Here is a 16,724-nt window from a genome sequence, read left to right as displayed (position 1 = left end):
TCGGTTGGGAGCAGGCAAGATGTTACGTAAGGTTTTGGTTTTTGTTGTCCTCGCGGTCCTTTTTTCCATAGTGGTCTATAACCCCACTGCCACTTCCGAGCCCGGCGCGAACCCGCAGGATCCGGCCAAGGAAGACCTCTCCCGGGTAGAATATCCAAGCCTCGCCAAGGTCCCCTGGCGCGCCCATTTCATAGAACCGCAGGAAACGCTGGAATCCCTCTTCGGTGCCGACTGGGTCACCGTGGCCCGCTTCAACCGCATCGACCGCCGCCACGTCTATCCCGGCATGACCATCAAGGTCCCGGTCGACATCGTCGCGGCCCGCAGCTACACCCCGATGCCCGAGGAGTATCCCGCGGCGAAGGGGCACGGCAAGTACATCCTGATCGACATGACCGAACAGTGGATGGGGGCCTACGAAAACGGCAAACTCAAGTTCTCCGCCCCCGCCGCGACCGGCGCCCCCGGCCATGAGACCCCGGTCGGCGTCTTCCGCATCGATGCCCGCCACCGCAACCACACCTCCTCCCTCTACAAGACCGAGGACGAGACCGGCCAGTACCCGATGGACAACGCCATGCGCTTCCACATCGGTCCCGACAATGTCTCCTACTGGATCCACGCCCGCGACCTCCCTGGCAAGCCCGCCTCGCACGGCTGCGTCGGACTCTATGACGAGGGGATGCAGAACCGGGTCTACGGCATCCCGGACAAGCCGCAGCTGATCGACTCGCAGAAGTTCTACGCCTGGGCCGTCGGCGAGAATGAGTACGAGGACGACACCGGCGAACTTGAGGAACTGGAAGACGCCCCCGTCGTCGAAGTCAGGGGCACCAACCCGGTTTACCGGAAGTAATAAGGCGCTATACTCTCCAGATGTGCCCGTCACTGGATCTGCGGCGATTCCACTGTCACAGCTGGAGCTTTTGTGCAGGAACTCTTCAAAGAATACCTGCAGGTGCACGGCTACTGGGTGCTCTTCCTCGGGACCTTCCTGGAAGGGGAGGCCATCCTCATCTTCGCCGGTTTCCTCGCTTTCCAGGGCTACCTCGACATCTACCTGGTCATGCTTGCCGCGCTGGTCGGCTCCTTCCTCGGGGACCAGTTCTACTTCCATATCGGCCGTATCAAGGGACCGCAGCTGTTGCGGCTGTTTACCACCTTCGCCCGAAAGTTCAGAAAGGCCCTGCGGCTCATCGAGCGCTACGGGACCTTCGTCGCCTTCGTGTCCCGCTACACCTACGGCTTCCGCATCGTGCTTCCCGTCATCCTCGGCATGACCACCTTCCCGTCGCGCCGTTTTCTCTATCTCAATTTTCTCTCCGCCCTGGCCTGGTCCATCGTGTTCTCCCTGGCCGGCTACCTCTTCGGCAAGACCGCCTCCCTGTTCATCGAGGACCTGCGCAGCTACGAGCCCTACCTGATGCTGGGCCTGGCCGGTATCATCCTCTGTCTGTGGTCCAGCCACTTCGTGGTTCATAGGTGGCGCAAGCGGCACGCGCGCGCCCGGCTCAAGCGCATCAAGTCCCGCCCCCGCCGCCCCAAAACCGGCCACAACCACCGTTAGGAGAAAAGGGGACTGGCTCCGCAGGTGCCTGTCCCTTTTGCCTCTGTCCCTTTGCTTTTCGTCACCGCTTCTCGTTGTCAAACGCCAATTGTCAATTGTCAATTGCCTTAGGTTGTGGTCTAATGCCGCCCGCGCCCACGCTTCGGGCCGCTTATTCCGCTACAACGAAGGGCATTGCATGGATTTGAAGGAAAGAGTTTCCATCGTCTTGGTCGGGACCCAGAGCCCCGGCAACATAGGGATGGTCTGCCGGGCCATGAAGAACATGGGGCTGCGCGACCTGCGCCTGGTCAACCCCTGCCAGGTGGACCACCTGGACGCGATCAAATTCGCCGTCTCCGCGCGCGACCTCCTGGAGAGCGCCCGCATCTTCACCTCCCTGGAGGAGGCCATTGCCGACAGCGAGTACTCGGTGGCCACCACCAGACGCCACGGCAAGTACCGCGCCGAGATCTCGACCCCTCCGGAGATCGTGGAGCGCTTCGCCGGTTGCGCACCCACCAGCCGCCTCGCCCTCGTCTTCGGGCGCGAGGACAGCGGGCTCACCACGGACGAGGTGGCGCTTTGCCGCTGGCAGTCGACCATCGAGACCGCCGACGAGTTCGGCTCGCTGAACCTGTCCCAGGCCGTGCTCATCTTCTGCTATGAGTTCCTGAAGGGCGCCGCACCCGCGCCGGTCAAGGCCGCGCGGGAATTGGCCGGCTCGGCTTCGCTGGAACCGATGTACGGCCACATGGAAAAGACCTTCCTGCGGATCGGCTACCTGAACCCGCAGAACCCTGACCACATGATGCGTACCATGCGGCGCATCTTCGCCCGTGCCGAACTGGACGAGCGCGAGGTGGCTTCGCTGCGCGGCCTTTTGTCCCAGATCGACTGGGCCTGCGCCGAGTTCAAGGGGAAGAAGGGCGCCTGATTCCCTTCATGATTAAAATGTGCTAAAGTTTGTCTCCGCGCCGCCGAAGCGAGAGGGGTAAGGCTGGCGCGCATCCGGACCTGTTCTGCTGTAACTGACTGCGAGGGGCCTACCGTGAAGATTCTCCTTACCAACGACGACGGTGTCCATTCCCCCGGCCTGGCGGCCCTGATCAAGCGGGTGTCCCAGGTGGCGGAAGTGGTCGTGGTGGCGCCGGACCGCGAGCAAAGCGCGGTCTCCCACGCGCTCACGCTGCACCATCCTCTGCGCGCCGCGCGCATCGCCGACAACATCTACGCCGTCGAGGGGACACCCACCGACTGCGTCAACCTCGGCATCCACAGCCTCCTTTCCTTCCGCCCCGACCTGGTCATCTCCGGGGTGAACCGCGGCGCCAACCTGGGCGACGACGTCACCTACTCCGGCACGGTAGCGGCCGCCCTGGAGGCGACCTTGATGGGGATTCCCGCCATCGCCGTGTCGCTGGTCACCCGCAGCACCGGGGAGAACTTCGACTCCGCCGCCGCCTTCGCGGCGCACCTGGCCCAAAGCGTCTTAAGTCGCGGCCTCCCCCGTGACACCTATCTCAACGTGAACGTGCCCGACCTTCCCGCTGAAAAGCTCCTCCCAGCGCAGATCACCTGCCAGGGGAAGAGGAGCTACGAGGGGACCATCGTTGACAAGGTCGATCCCAGGGGCAGGAACTACTACTGGATCGGCACCGTGGACCTCAGCTTCCAGGACGTTCCCGGCACCGATTACCACGCCGTCTCGCGCGGTCACATCTCCATCTCGCCCCTGCACATAGACCTCACCAACCACGCCGCCATCGGTGAGCTGAAGGGGTGGGAACTGCCGTGATGCTGGACTTTTAGCACGTCATTTGTTATATTTCCCCGCTGCCAAAGATCGGGGGGGGAATGAATTCAGCTGTAGCACGCAAGAGGATGGTCGCCGAACTGGTGAAACGCGGCATCAAGGACCAGCGGGTGATCAGCACCATGCTCGAATTGCCCAGGCACATATTCGTCGAGGAGGCGATGGCCGCCCAGGCCTACAGCGACGGATCGCTCCCCATCGGAGAGAAACAGACCATATCGCAGCCCTACATCGTGGCGCGCATGACCGAGCTCTTAGCCCTTACCGGGCGGGAGAAGGTGTTGGAACTGGGCACCGGTTCCGGGTACCAGGCCGCCGTCCTGGCCTCCCTGGCCGACCGGGTCTGCACCGTCGAGAGGATTCGCCCTCTCGCCATGAAGGCGCGCAAGGCGCTGGACAGCCTGAGGCTATTGAACGTGAACCTGAAGATCGGGGACGGCACCGAGGGATGGCCCGAGGAGGCGCCCTTCGACGCCATCCTGGTCACCGCCGGCGCTCCCGGTCTTCCCGAGTGCCTGGTCGAGCAGTTGGCGCCCGGCGGGCGGCTGGTCATCCCGGTCGGTGACCGAGTGGACCAGAAACTGTTGGTGATACGGAAGGGGATGGACGGCACCGTTTCCCGCGAGGAAGCGGATGACTGCCGTTTCGTGAGGCTGATCGGCAAAAACGGCTGGAACGACGAGTAGCGGCAGAAGTTGCGTCACAACACTCTGGCTTTGCCAAAGGAGTCTGGCATGGAAAACGAAGAGCTTTTAGAGGAGAAGGAACCTCTCTTTCTTGATGGCGAACATGACCCTGATCCGGACTCACTCGAACTCGAGGAGGTCGAAGAAGTCGAAGAGGCCGAGGTCGAGGAAGAAGAAATCAAGGCCGCCGTCGTGGAGCACTTCGACGACGCCATCAAGCTCTACCTGCGCGAGATCCAAAAGACCAAGCTTTTGACCGCCGACGAGGAGAAGGAACTCGCCGCGCGCATCGACCTGGGCGACAAGGCGGCGCGCGACCGGATGATCGTCTCCAACCTGCGCCTGGTGGTCAAGATCGCCAAGCGCTACATAAACCGCGGCCTTCCCTTCCTCGACCTGATCGAAGAGGGGAACATGGGGCTGATAAAGGCGGTGGAGCGTTTCAAGCTCTCCAAGGAGTGCCGCTTCTCCACCTACGCCACCTGGTGGATCAGGCAGTCCATCGAGCGCGCCCTGGTGAACCAGTCGCGCACCATCCGCCTGCCGGTGCACGTCTCCGACGACATCAACAAGATGCTCAGGGTGACCCGCGAGTTGGTGCAGAAGATGAACCGGGAGCCGAGCGTCAAGGAAGTAGCCGACGCCCTCGAGGTGAACGTCACCTACGTGCGCCGGCTCATGGTGCTGTTGAAGAAGACCTACTCCATCGAGCGCCCCATGGGTGAGAACAACGACTACTTCCTCATCGATACCATCGAGGATACCTCGACCATCTCGCCCGCCGTGCTTCTGGAGGACCTGAACAAGTACGAGCTGGTCTCCAAGTGGTTCGAGACCCTCTCCGACGCTGAGAAAAAGATCCTGACGCTGCGTTTCGGTCTCGATGATAAGGACCCGCAGACGCTGGACACCATCGGTCGCAGTTTCGGCGTGACCCGGGAGAGGATTCGCCAGATCGAGGCGAAGTCCCTTGAGAAACTGAGAAAAATCGTAGAAGCCACCGACATAATGGGGCGCAGTGCAACTACTGGTAATTAAAGGAGCGGCCGTTGGATATGGAAGATCTTAAAAGCATCATCAGGAATATTCCCGATTTCCCCAAGAAGGGGATCCTCTTCAAAGACATCACCACGCTTTTAGGGGACGCCAAGTCGTTTCAGCGCATGGTCGACCTTTTGTCCCACCGTTACGTCGGGCAGAAGATCGACAAGGTCGTGGGGGTCGAGGCGCGTGGTTTCATCATCGGCGCCGCCCTCGCATACAAACTTGGTGCCGGCATCGTGCTGGTGAGAAAGCCCGGCAAGCTTCCGTCCACCACCTTCAAGAAGACCTACGATCTCGAGTACGGCACCGATACTCTCGAGATTCACACCGACGCCTTCAACAAGGGTGACCGTGTGCTGATCGCCGACGACCTCCTGGCCACCGGCGGCACCATGGCCGCCGTCGTCGACATGATCAAAAGCATGGACGTCGAGTTGGTCGAGTGCTGCTTCATGGCCGAGCTCGAGTTCCTGGAAGGGGCCAAGAAGCTTCCCGAAGGTAAGGTGTTCTCGCTGTTGAAGTTTTAATAAAACTTCTTGCCAAACAGACGGTGGTATTGTATAAAGTCCGTCTGACTTGTCCCCGTAGCTCAGCCGGATAGAGCACTTCCCTCCTAAGGAAGGGGTCGGACGTTCGAATCGTCTCGGGGACGCCAATAATAATAAAGGGTTACGGTTTTAAGCCGTAACCCTTTTTTGTTTGAGTGAACTTTTGAGTGAACTTTTCGCCAGGGTGGTGAACTATCCGGTTTCACTCATCTGACCCTCCGGGGTCCAGGCGGGTATTCTGGCCAAGGGCAAGAGGAAGCGTGCTGTCGACACCCAGCTGACTCCCCACAATGCTTCCCGAGGCTTTTGGTACAGGTCCCCCCTCTGGTGCGCCCCTCAAAACCCTTTCACGATCCTCAAGCCATTTTTCAACTTCCACCAGGTGCCAGCCTACGAGGCCCTTTCCGATTCTTACCCGTGCAGGAAATTGCCCCGCTCGCTCCATACGCCACTGGGTCGTGGAGCTGACGCCGATGAGTTCCAGCAGCTGTTTTCGCCTGACTACTCTGTCCATGGTTGGCCTCCGAGTTTTTCGCTGAGGGCGGTTCGCGCTCGGTTTGCTCGGCCGACATTTTCGCTGTCGGATTCTGTTAAGGGCGAGGTGGGCAGCAGCGACCTTTAAGAGGGGAAGCCTCATATATGGCATTCAAAGACACTCCCCCCCTTGTTCAGCCATCGGCTTTTGCGGCATACTCCCAAGGAGTATATTTAGAATACTTTAATTCTCAACTCGTGCATGCCATTTCTTGCTGTGGGGGGAGAGGTTGGCCTGAAGGTGCGGTCGCGTGCGTTCGCTCCTTCAGGTGCTTTTGTGGGTTTCCGGCTGTCGGCCTGCCTGAACGGCTGGCGGGGAGACGGTGTTGTGAGGAAAGCCGGTTTTCGGGAGACCGGCGGAGCTGGAGCGAAGGCGGAAGAGACGACGGGGGCACGGAAACGGGCTGAGGCCGGTAACGCGGCCAGAAGGGATCTCCTTCTGGCGGCATTGGCCCATCTGCTGGGTTTCGGGGGCGTTGCGGGGACCTCCCCGCAGAGGGGGGAGCGGGAAACGTCAGGGGGCTTTCGCCCTGGCGGTTCCCGCGGGGGGGAGACTTCCCCCTTTTACCACTGCTTTTTGCTGTTGAATTTTGGGGAACCCAAGCGAGGAACTTAAGCCAAACAAGAAGCAGTTATGGCACACAATGCGGTCAATAATGCCCTCATTAAAATGAAATTTATCTTACTTTATAGTGCAGTTACTGGTATATGATACCGTATCTTCGTTTTACACTAACCAAGCAAAGCGGGTCATAAGCAGTTACGTTAAAAATTTGTGATTAAAAAGTATATTTTGGGAGGGCTGCAATGATTGGTATTAAACCTACTGTGATAGCACTTGCAATAACAATGTGTGCTGCAACCACATCACCTGCTGGCAGCATTCAGCTCCCTCAGACTGGCCAAACTAAATGTTATGACTCCCTCGGGACAGAAATTAACTGTACTGGTACTGGCCAAGATGGAGAATTGCGGGCAGGGGTCGCCTGGACATTTCCTCGCACTATCATTAATAGCGATGGCACAATTACAGACACCTTCACCGGTCTAATCTGGAGTAGGAATGCACAAGTGGCAACGGGACTCAGCTGGCAGCAGGCCGTTGACTATGTAATAGCTCTCAATGATCAAAAATATCTAGGTCACAACGATTGGCGGTTGCCCAATGTGGTTGAATTGCGAAGTTTAACAAACTTCCAAAGCTCAGGCTCAGGAGACGTCTGGCTCAGCACCCTTGGATTTTTAAATACCAAATATGGATCTTGGTGGTCATCTACATCTAGTGCTAATAATCCGGCTTCAGCTTGGCTAGTGGATATGAGTGGTCAGCATATGATCGTTGGCAAGACCCTTTTGCGTTCTGTTTTACCAGTTCGTACGAACGCGGAAATCTCTGGCACCATCAGGCTGCCAAAAACAGGACAAACGTCGTGCTACGACAATCTGGGCCTTACTGACTGTGCTGGCACAGGGCAAGATGGAGACCTGCAGATGGGTGAACCGTGGCCCTACCCTCGCTTTACCGTCAATGATCAAACTATATCCGACAACCTAACAGGGCTAATGTGGAGTAAAACCTCAACACCAGACGTTGCAGATCCTTGGAATTACCGTATGACCTGGCAGAACGCCATTGATTATGTAAAATTACTGAATGCACAAATTTATTTGGGTTATAGTGACTGGCGACTGCCTAACATCTACGAACTAGATAGTTTAAATGACATGAGCCAACCCAATCTAGGCTTATGGCTAAGAAGTCAAGGTTTTCCACCCGTCTGGGATACATACTGGTCATCAACCTCCGTAGTTACAACTGGTTATACTAATTACGCTTACTCGTTTTCTTCAGCCGGCAGCGTCATGGCCCGAGCCAAGGATCAACTAATTTTTATGAGACCGGTGCGTGGCGGGAGGATTTCTATAGGCAAGTTAGAAATCAATCCACGTGCAATTAACTTTGGTGAACAGGAAAACGGCACACGCTCTAATTCGCCACAAGTAATATCATTGTCAAATTCAGGGAATTACGATTTAAAAATTTCACAAATCACAGTAATGGATTCCCAAAATTTCCTTTTAAACGTCTCTGGTCCGCAGCCATGTAATTCAATTGATACAACTATAGCACCAGGAGACTTCTGCACATTCGGAATTAGTTTTACACCATCCATATTGGGAACATTAAGCAGTTACATAACAATATCGTCTAACGAGTCAAGCAGCCCAAAGGTTGTGCAGGTTTCCGGAGTAGGAATAAACCACCCTTCCATCTCCATCAACAACTTTGCCCAAAAGAGCCAAATTAACAGCAAACGAGACGCATATTTTGACATTTTCATAGAAAACACTGGCGGTGAGCCTTTTACGAATGTAGATGTGCGAGATGAACAGTGCGATCATTTTAGTGAAATTGACCACGTTGGCGATAACGTCTTTGACCCTGGTGAAAAGTGGCATTATAGATGTATAAAATATAAAGTAATATATGATCAGGTAAACACTGCAACAGTAAAAGCAACTACAAGCACTGGGGTTTCTCGAACAGGATATGCTGTGGCCACTGTAAAAGTAGATCACGCAGCACAATGTGATCCAACTTTATACACTAATCTTTGCGACCAAAAAGGACAACTTGTAACTGGATCTTATACGTTATCAAAAAAAGAGCTTGAGACATTTAAGTGTAAACCTGGTGCGAAAGAGGAAGATCTGAAAAACGGGGATAGAGTCTGTAGTGAGACCGTTGTTGTCGGTGAAGAGAGCACAGGTTGTCTAGGCCGTTGTGGTCCGGGATGCAATGACTCTATTTTCTCCTGGAACATTCAAGAGCGTTATACCCAAGAATGCCTGAATCATGATCTCTGTGTGCGCGCTACCGACAAAAACAGCGCACCATGGAACGGAGGGGGGCCATGTGAAGATGAATTTAATGATGCTGAAGAGGGTTATACAATCTGTGGCCCCACATGTCCCTAGCTCGCCGTTATGCCAGAGCCTCTTGGAGCACCAAGGCCCCACGTCCATGCGACTGTCCGTGCCGCTGTGGCAGCCGACCTACTTTCCCTAGGCCTCAGGTAGCGGTCGCGGTATGAAGAGTTGCCTACATAAAAATGGGTTACAGCGTTCCGACTGTAACCCATTGGCATTTCAGGTGCCGTTTTCATTCATGTTTTGCGGGGGCAGAGAAGCATTACAGCAAAATTACGGGCGACTCAATCTGGGGACATGCTTTCTTTTTCTTGTACGAGGTAAATGCTTTCCAGCCGCCATAACCCACTGCAAGGCCCGCAGCACCACCAGCAATTATGGGCCACACCGGAGCGGATACCAATCCCAGTGAAAGTGCCACTGCTCCTAGACCATGTGACCCGAGTACAGTGACGCTTCCTGTAGCTAAACACCCGCCAATTGCCGCACCTGTTATGCCTGCAGTGCCAGAAATTACCTGAGATTCAGGAGCGTCTGACATCTCTTTGAGAATTGCCTGTAACTCTTCCCACGTTTTCAGTGGTATCTCAGATGAAGCGGAAACAAGTTGAATGACATCGTCCTTAAGCCTAGAAGCGGTTTCCAGGACGGAATCGTCTGTTGCTACGCGCCTTGCGCCGTCGATCAGAAGGGCCAAACCAACAGCGGTTACAGAGGCACCTTCTAAATAGTCACTGAAGCCCGGTCCGAAAAAGTCCTCTGCAATTCCGGCAGTGGTATACCCGCACGCGCCGAATATCATAGCTCCGCCGCTTACCAGCAGTATGGCTGGAATAGCTGGTACCATGGTGACTCCTGATATTCCGGAAATACCGCCAATAAACACCGACTTCAAAAGGGTTGCAGCGATTGCGGGGACACCGATTGCCCCTGCTCCAGCGGACACCACACCACCTACATCCGCCCACTTGCTGCCGACAATGTCGGTGCCCAAGTCGACAAGACCATTCTGTAGGCCCCATGCGATAATACCTGCTCCGAGAGCCATCTCTGCCACGCCGGCGATGACTTGATGCTCATTACCCCAGCTGATACAGTAGTCGAGCCCTTTCCTGAAAGCGGTCTTGTCATTTTCATACAGCGCGATTTCCTGCATTGCTCGCCCTCCTTAAGTTAGGTGTGGAAGTGGTAGATGATGTTGATGGTCACAAAAGATGAATCTGAATCTAATCAGTCCGTATGGGAAAAACAATGGTCGTGAATAATTAAATATGTATAATATTTTGCTTCGTTTTTATATGTAAACTTGATATGTCGGGCGTGTTGACAGTGAGGCCTGCGAGCAGACTGTGTTGTGGGGAAGCGTTTGGTAGGCAAGGGGTCGCAAACGGTCTTGAATAAGGAACGGAGTGGAAGGCTACCCAAGGGTGCCAAGGCTCACTGAATGTCCCAACCGGATTGAAGTATCCTTAATTTACATGTACTATAACAGTCCCTGGCAAAGCTGTACTGGATGTCAATGCTGCCAAAAGTTACCAGCTTAAAACTTGAAGGAGCTATCGTGCGCAAACAGCAAGGCTATATCCGACTGAATGGGATTTCGGAAACAGGGGACACAAAACAGGCCCAGGCATTGCGGCTCTTTCTACAGGGGACGACTAAAGAGGAGTATGCCATCTCCTTACGCGGCTACACAAAATCCTTCGATGAGATGCTAAGGTTTTTCATCGCCAATGGCTATTCCTCATCGTCCGATGGCACCAGAACGTACCTGAAAAAGCAATAGGCGGTTCTTCGCCGCCTCTTGCCTTTGAAATGGAGGCAGTGCAACGTGTGTGGACGATTCGCAGCAGATGTTGCTCCCGAGGTGGTGTCGGAGATCTTTGGTTTGTCAGAGATTCCCACTATAAGACCTCGATACAACGTGGCACCTACACAGGAAGTCGGTGTAGTGAGGGAGGGCGCGGACGGCCGAAACCGGCTCGACCTTTTGCACTGGGGGTTGATTCCGGCCTGGGCGAAAGAGCGGTCTATCGCGTATAAGATGATCAACGCTCGGTCTGAGACGCTCCAGGAGAAGCCCTCGTTCCGCCAGGCATACAAGTACCGCCGCTGCGTGGTGCCGGTATCCGGGTTCTATGAGTGGCGGCATGAAGGGAAGGCGAAGCTTCCACATTTCATTCGAATTCGGGACGGGCATCCTATGCTGTTTGCCGGGCTGTGGGAGAACTGGAAATTACCAGAGGGGGAGGTGGTGGAGTCGTTCACCATTCTCACCACCAGCGCAAACAAGCTTTTGGAGTCGATACATGAGCGCATGCCGGTTATCCTGCACCCGGCCGAGTGTGGACGCTGGCTTGATCGCAGTATTACCAACCCGTCAGGGCTTGCTACACTGTTCCAGCCTTACCCTGCTGACCTGTTGGAGATGTGGCAGGTGTCGCCGTTGGTAAACACGGTAAAGCATGACAGTTACGAGTTGATTGCGCCGATTTAGGCTCCTATGAAGCACTTTTTAATTTCATGTTCTGCAAGAGGGAATTTACGATGGAAACAACTAGTCCGATAGCTGCCTATATCCACGATATCATGACCGATACCGCCGCTTTTCTAAGACGGTCTCTGGACGTGTACTGGCCTACCAATGTCGGCTCTTTGAATGATCTTCCGGAAAGGAATCTCTCCGCTCACTTTAGCCATGCGGTTTTATCGCGTAATTTTCATCTTTTTGCCGAGGTAAACAACCAATACAAGAGCGAAAAGGAGCTCCTTGATATCTTATGCATCTCGCCGGACAAAAGATACCACCTGACGTGCGAGTTCAAAACCTACACGAACGGCAGCATGAGAAGGTCCGTCCGAGACATAGACCGCGTCCATTCTTTCCCCCTCAATGTCGGCCTCTGCCCTGAAATCTTTGGTAGCACCTTCGTCAACACGTTGCAGCAATGCCAATCGCGAATTGGCGTTATCGCTGGAGTCCTTTGGAGGAAGAGCTTCGAATCTCCGTCACTCAATAGCGCAGCTCAGCAAGCATTTGCGAGACGGGTTGAGGAACTAAACGGTGTGATAACAGATGATCCGATTTTGGTGAGGGAGTACAGGCCGGGCAGCGGGTCTCCCTTCTCGTCATGGGAAGGAGCGTACTACCTTTACTACGCCCTGGTCGGCGACCTCCATATTGAGGTGGATCACCTGGGGAATCAAGTGGGGGGGGGGGAGGCAGCCTCCCTAAACGGCTTCGTTTTCCCTCAATCGTACCCACCAGTCGCTGCGAATGAAGTCCATCCGATTCAAAAGGGCAGCGAGCCTGAGTTTACCGTTGACGCAGCGAATGTGTGCAACGGAGCCAGTAACTGTAATCCGGTAGGAAATGCAGAATTTACCATTCAAGGAGCTGTCGCAGCTCCAAAGGTATCTGCGTGTTCCACTCACACAAGTGATGACATGCCTGCGTTGCTCTTTCACCCCAATTACCGCAGGAGACTTACTGATGCAGAGGGAAAACGCCTTGCTGAACTCGACTCCAAGAGTGACTTGAACCCTTCTGAGAAAAGTGAGTTTGCGTCTCTTAGGAGGATTAAAGGTTTAAGCTTCAGTGGGGCACAACCTCACTCTCTGTTTAACAAGAAAATAAAGACGTACCGGCAGGGCTGCTTTGACGACGGCAAGTACCTCTTTTACTCTCCGACTTTCTGTAACCAAAAAAAGGGGGCGGGGCCGCCAACGACCTGGGTGGCCACTTACGATCAAACGGGAACACCCGTTTGGGTGTGTTCCGGGTGCCTAAGCGTCTATCCCCGAAAAGAGAAATAGTTTTTATGGGAGAAGTTCTGTGAAATCAGCGGCCTTGATGGCTATCATCCTTATTTTTAATGTTACTCCTGCTTTGGCGAGGCCCCCTGTTAGGACCATTGACGCTTTTGTCTCCAAGGTCAGCGACGGGGATACGGTGCAGGTGCAGGATGCCCTGGGGACCAAGTTAAAGGTCCGGCTGTACGGCATCGACGCGCCGGAGACGGAGAAGAAGAACCGGAAGACGGGCAGGGTCTCCAAGTCGGGACAGCCTTACGGGGAAGAGGCGTTTCAGGCCCTTAAGGGGAAGATCGGCGGGCAAAGGGTGAGGGTTGAGGTGCGGGATGTCGACAGGTACCGGCGGGCTGTCTCTGTGGTGCGCCTTGGGGGGCGGGACATCAACCAGGAGATGGTGCGAGAGGGGTTTGCCTGGGCATACCGGCAGTATCTGGACCGGCCGTATGCTTCCGAGTACATCCGGGCGGAGGAAGAGGCAAGGGGGGAGAGGCAGGGGCTTTGGCGGCTGGGCAACCCACAGCCGCCTTGGGAATTTAGAAAAACGATCAGGAGACAGCAATAGGTGCAAGATACGAAGTGGAAATGCCCCGGCCCGCGACACGAGGTTTGAAGCAGCAAGAGAGAGAAAAGAAAAAAACGACAGGCGGTCACCGAGGTCAACAATTCGTTAGCAAACGGAACTCCCTAAAATCAAGCGGCTTGAGAGTCCATTTCCGACTGAGGCAAAAGAGGATGCTCGTTACTGACTTTGCCTTTCTTTAGCAAAGTGGAGTTCCTGGTGGCCTACGCCTCGCAAAAAGGAGCCGGCTAAATACTCCTCCCGGCTTCAAGTGTGATAAAAGTTTCCCCATCAAGTACACCTATTAGCTAGCCCAAGGAACGTTTTCGGGGTATCGCAAACCAACCCTCGGAGGACCTTGGCCCGCAATTCACCGACATCAGAGAGGTCGCTGAAATCAGGAAAGTCCCAGTACTGAGTCTGATCAGTAAAGGTAAGCGCGTCAGCACACTCTTGGTAGAGGTTTGCGTACTTGGTGTCGTTGCCATCCTTCCTCTTCAGTGGCATGGGGTAGTCTGACCCCCACAAAAGCTTCGTCAAAATAGAATGCGTCCCCAGATCGTCGAAATCTCCGTTCAGGTCGTGGTAGAGCACCCAGTGCAGGGCAGCTACGGCCTCTCTATCAGAAAAATCGAAGGCGGAGAGATCGGCATAAGTGTTCTCGTATTTCCTGAGCAGTTGAACAATTCGGCCGGTCCAACTGTCAAGGACGGGACTTCCCCTGTATTGCTTGGGGCGTCCCTCGACACCAGGCCCTTCTTGAGGGCGATCAACGAAGGGGATCATCGCCTTGACGCCTTCCTCTCCACCGAAATGTGCGAAGTTGATCCTGAGATTTGGGACCTTTTCAAGGACTTTCTGCCACTTCTTTGGATGACTTAGCTTGCCACCGTCTTTCACCAATTCGAGCCCGGAATTCTGGCAATGAACCGTTAAAGGGAGCCCCCTGTTGCTGAAAAGCTGGTAGACGGCCAAGATGTCATCCCGGAGTTCATCCTCCTCCGGAAGAGGGTCGAAACCGAGCGGAGGATAAAGCTTGATTCCAATGAAATCGCCAGTAGCGACACCTCCCGAACTGGTTTCATTTTCACGATCCGGTATCGATTTTACCTTACCGTCCCATGAGCCGAGAGTGAGGTTGTCCAGAAGGTATTCAATGGACGCGGCACCCCGCCTTGGATCAAGTCCGAGGAATGGAAGCACTAGGACGCCCGTCCACTGGATGTTGATGATAGCGCTGCGAAGCCTGCCGGCTTGCGAGATGAGTTTGTCATGCGGGTCATTGGGGTCGTAAAAATCCATGACCAGCGGTGTCACAACGACCTTCCCCGCCTTAAATACTCCCCCGTCTGCGCCCGCTTTGGCTATCTCGCTCAATTCCTCAAGAACCTGTGTGCACGCCTCCAGGGGCTCTTTTTCAAAGAAGGTCATGAACTTTCGTAGAGCGGCCACCTTCTTGGGAACGTCCATAGCCGGCACAATCAGCGAGAAGAAGGGAACCATAAGCTTTTTCGCGATGGTCGCCCGCTGCGCCATCGCATAGGTTGATCTGTAAAGCGGCAGATCTGTCACGGTAAACATGTGACAGTGGCAATCGACGAAATACTCAACCTCCATTGTTTCCCTCCTTGTCTCGCTGGCGGAATGCTTTATCTGCCATCCGACTGCCATATCCAATATTCATACCCTGCAAACCCAATGTCATTACTCTAGCCAGACAAGATCCGCCCTTTGAGGCCTCTGCGGCACTCACTTTTTGTTTCGCTCGTTAAGATCAATAGGTAAGGGCGAACCCGGCCCCAACGGACGTGGTTGACGCGGAATAATCCGATAGCCTCTCCATCGGACCCAAATGCGCCTTTACCATAAACGGTATATTCCATCCGGTGGTTTCCGATAGAAAAGGGAACAACAGAAAGAAGTCTATGGAATGGCCGCTGAATCCATTTCCTCCAAGGCGATACTCTAGGCCGATGCTGGTGGTGGGAAGATGTTGGCATCTAACAAAAAAGGTGTCTGACGCCTTCACGCGCAGCAGATCGAAATCCTTGAAGTTTGTTCCCGTACCAGCGTACCGCCCCCAAGTGATGGTCGACTCCTGGGTCGGCAAATACATCTTACCCCCCACCTCTAATTTTCCTGTGTTGCTGAATTGCCAGCCATGCACAAGCTCGAAATAGTCGGCACTAGTGCTTAATCGATCGAAATACTCGTGATTCCCCCTGTTATACTCAACGGCGGAGATGTACTGGCCGAAAAAGGGGGAGGTCGCATCCGTTACTCTATCTTTAGAATCAACAGTCTGCCCATTGGATCTATGTTGGTAAGAGAAATCAAACCATTTAGGCATCCCGTTTGTCAGGTCATAATCAACAGTGACATGCCCCGCCGGATTGCTTGTCCTATTAATAACTGGTCCCGATTCCCTGCTGCCGACGTAAAAGTCGAACTTGCCAGTGTAAGTGAACGAAACATTCACTTTCGTATCCGCATTTTTCCTACATCCAAGAAAGCGGTTCTCGTCTACGAATTCGCAGTTATACAAAAGGAATTTGCCAGAGTATTGGACCTCAATTGCACTATCGTCCCTTTCTGTAGATTGGTAGATTATGTAGTTCATATCATGTGGCTTGAACCGCTTTTGCCATCCAGTCGAGATGACATAGGTTCGATCCTGCATTTCCAATGGTCCCTCAATTGATCGATCATATAAAGCAACGATTGCATCTCTTTTTTCATCGGGAGATTCAGAGCCAGAGGATATCGCTGCTGCCTTTTCCTCCAGTTCGGTGCGCTTAACCTTCAGCTTTACGGCCCTAACAGGTGCAGCCCCCTTCTTTCTGATTGGTATTAAATATGTCTCATTTCTGTCACGATGAGGGATGTCGATGGTAACAACTTGATTATCGTCTATGACACAGCCCACTCCTTTTTCATGCAGATATCCTTCAAAAGTAAGAACAGGAGGTGCACCGCCGTCTACAAAACCGGACATTAGATCGAGCGAACCGCTTGGGGGCGATATAGTCTGAAAAGGATAAGTGAACAAGTCACGACAGGTATCGACGATATTGACACGAAGGGTTCCACCTACCGGGACCTCAGCGTCGACGATGACATCTCCATCTTTATGATGGTTAAAGGTCAGGCTGGGTGGATCATAAGCAAAAGCGATGTTTGCAAAGAAACACAAAAGTAGAGCAGTTTTTCGTAACATAAGGCTCCAGTAATAATAAAAAAATTGGAA

At 54.1% G+C, this 16,724-nt stretch carries 16 protein-coding genes and 1 tRNA gene; 13 read left to right on the top strand and 4 right to left on the bottom strand.

Translation table 11 applies throughout. The features are described 5' to 3' along the window. The first annotated feature begins 19 nt into the window (after positions 1 to 19). The 8 genes from KOL99_RS07030 (at position 20) to KOL99_RS06995 (ending at position 5,747) form a co-directional block, all read left to right on the top strand. Positions 20 to 856, top strand: coding sequence for a L,D-transpeptidase (locus tag KOL99_RS07030; RefSeq protein WP_216509766.1), 837 nt, complete (start codon positions 20 to 22; stop codon positions 854 to 856). Between the two features lie 72 nt (positions 857 to 928). After that, the gene (locus KOL99_RS07025) at positions 929 to 1,567 is read left to right on the top strand and encodes a DedA family protein (protein ID WP_216509765.1); all 639 of its coding nucleotides are present in this window, start codon (positions 929 to 931) and stop codon (positions 1,565 to 1,567) included. A gap of 178 nt (positions 1,568 to 1,745) precedes the next feature. Continuing rightward, a complete protein-coding gene (locus KOL99_RS07020) occupies positions 1,746 to 2,483 on the top strand; it encodes an RNA methyltransferase (protein WP_216509764.1) in 738 nt (245 codons plus the stop codon). A gap of 114 nt (positions 2,484 to 2,597) precedes the next feature. Further along, the gene (surE, locus tag KOL99_RS07015; protein WP_216509763.1) at positions 2,598 to 3,344 is read left to right on the top strand and encodes a 5'/3'-nucleotidase SurE; all 747 of its coding nucleotides are present in this window, start codon (positions 2,598 to 2,600) and stop codon (positions 3,342 to 3,344) included. A gap of 59 nt (positions 3,345 to 3,403) precedes the next feature. Further along, positions 3,404 to 4,048: a protein-L-isoaspartate(D-aspartate) O-methyltransferase gene (locus KOL99_RS07010; protein ID WP_216509762.1), complete on the top strand. Its 645-nt coding sequence runs from the start codon at positions 3,404 to 3,406 to the stop codon at positions 4,046 to 4,048. A gap of 48 nt (positions 4,049 to 4,096) precedes the next feature. Continuing rightward, entirely contained in the window at positions 4,097 to 5,086 is a 990-nt protein-coding gene (locus KOL99_RS07005; protein ID WP_216509761.1) for a sigma-70 family RNA polymerase sigma factor, read from the top strand. 17 nt (positions 5,087 to 5,103) lie between these two features. Further along, positions 5,104 to 5,619: an adenine phosphoribosyltransferase gene (locus tag KOL99_RS07000; RefSeq protein WP_216509760.1), complete on the top strand. Its 516-nt coding sequence runs from the start codon at positions 5,104 to 5,106 to the stop codon at positions 5,617 to 5,619. Between the two features lie 51 nt (positions 5,620 to 5,670). Then, positions 5,671 to 5,747 (top strand) — tRNA-Arg (locus KOL99_RS06995). A gap of 95 nt (positions 5,748 to 5,842) precedes the next feature. Here the strand turns inward: KOL99_RS06995 and KOL99_RS06990 are convergent. Continuing rightward, entirely contained in the window at positions 5,843 to 6,154 is a 312-nt protein-coding gene (locus KOL99_RS06990; protein ID WP_216509759.1) for a helix-turn-helix transcriptional regulator, read from the bottom strand. A gap of 827 nt (positions 6,155 to 6,981) precedes the next feature. Between KOL99_RS06990 and KOL99_RS06985 the strand changes: the two genes are divergently transcribed. After that, positions 6,982 to 9,153 (top strand): Lcl domain-containing protein, encoded by a 2,172-nt coding sequence (locus tag KOL99_RS06985; RefSeq protein ID WP_216509758.1) that lies wholly within the window; start codon positions 6,982 to 6,984, stop codon positions 9,151 to 9,153. A gap of 214 nt (positions 9,154 to 9,367) precedes the next feature. Here the strand turns inward: KOL99_RS06985 and KOL99_RS06980 are convergent, their stop codons facing one another. Next, positions 9,368 to 10,261 (bottom strand): hypothetical protein, encoded by an 894-nt coding sequence (locus tag KOL99_RS06980; RefSeq protein ID WP_216509757.1) that lies wholly within the window; start codon positions 10,259 to 10,261, stop codon positions 9,368 to 9,370. A gap of 363 nt (positions 10,262 to 10,624) precedes the next feature. Here KOL99_RS06980 and KOL99_RS06975 point away from each other — a divergent pair, with 363 nt between their 5' ends. Genes KOL99_RS06975 through KOL99_RS06960 form a run of 4 tightly spaced genes read left to right on the top strand, consistent with a single transcriptional unit; the run spans position 10,625 to position 13,480 of the window. Then, the gene (locus KOL99_RS06975) at positions 10,625 to 10,891 is read left to right on the top strand and encodes a hypothetical protein (protein ID WP_216509756.1); all 267 of its coding nucleotides are present in this window, start codon (positions 10,625 to 10,627) and stop codon (positions 10,889 to 10,891) included. A gap of 45 nt (positions 10,892 to 10,936) precedes the next feature. After that, positions 10,937 to 11,602, top strand: a complete 666-nt coding sequence (locus KOL99_RS06970) for an SOS response-associated peptidase (protein WP_216509755.1) — start codon at positions 10,937 to 10,939, stop codon at positions 11,600 to 11,602. A 50-nt stretch (positions 11,603 to 11,652) separates the two neighbouring features. Further along, positions 11,653 to 12,921: a hypothetical protein gene (locus tag KOL99_RS06965; RefSeq protein WP_216509754.1), complete on the top strand. Its 1,269-nt coding sequence runs from the start codon at positions 11,653 to 11,655 to the stop codon at positions 12,919 to 12,921. A gap of 19 nt (positions 12,922 to 12,940) precedes the next feature. Further along, positions 12,941 to 13,480, top strand: a complete 540-nt coding sequence (locus KOL99_RS06960; protein ID WP_328759932.1) for a thermonuclease family protein — start codon at positions 12,941 to 12,943, stop codon at positions 13,478 to 13,480. A 288-nt stretch (positions 13,481 to 13,768) separates the two neighbouring features. Here KOL99_RS06960 and KOL99_RS06955 read toward each other — a convergent pair whose 3' ends face one another. Together KOL99_RS06955 and KOL99_RS06950 are read right to left on the bottom strand one after the other, a co-directional pair. Beyond that, the gene (locus KOL99_RS06955; RefSeq protein WP_216509753.1) at positions 13,769 to 15,094 is read right to left on the bottom strand and encodes an amidohydrolase family protein; all 1,326 of its coding nucleotides are present in this window, start codon (positions 15,092 to 15,094) and stop codon (positions 13,769 to 13,771) included. Between the two features lie 157 nt (positions 15,095 to 15,251). Continuing rightward, positions 15,252 to 16,694, bottom strand: coding sequence for a hypothetical protein (locus KOL99_RS06950; protein WP_216509752.1), 1,443 nt, complete (start codon positions 16,692 to 16,694; stop codon positions 15,252 to 15,254). Positions 16,695 to 16,724 lie beyond the last annotated feature (30 nt).

Origin of the sequence: Geomonas azotofigens (assembly GCF_018919395.1) — a bacterium.
GTDB classification, from domain to species: domain Bacteria; phylum Desulfobacterota; class Desulfuromonadia; order Geobacterales; family Geobacteraceae; genus Geomonas; species Geomonas azotofigens.
The sequence above is the reverse complement of the archived record's forward strand: the minus strand, read 5'-3'. Positions and strand labels throughout refer to the sequence as shown.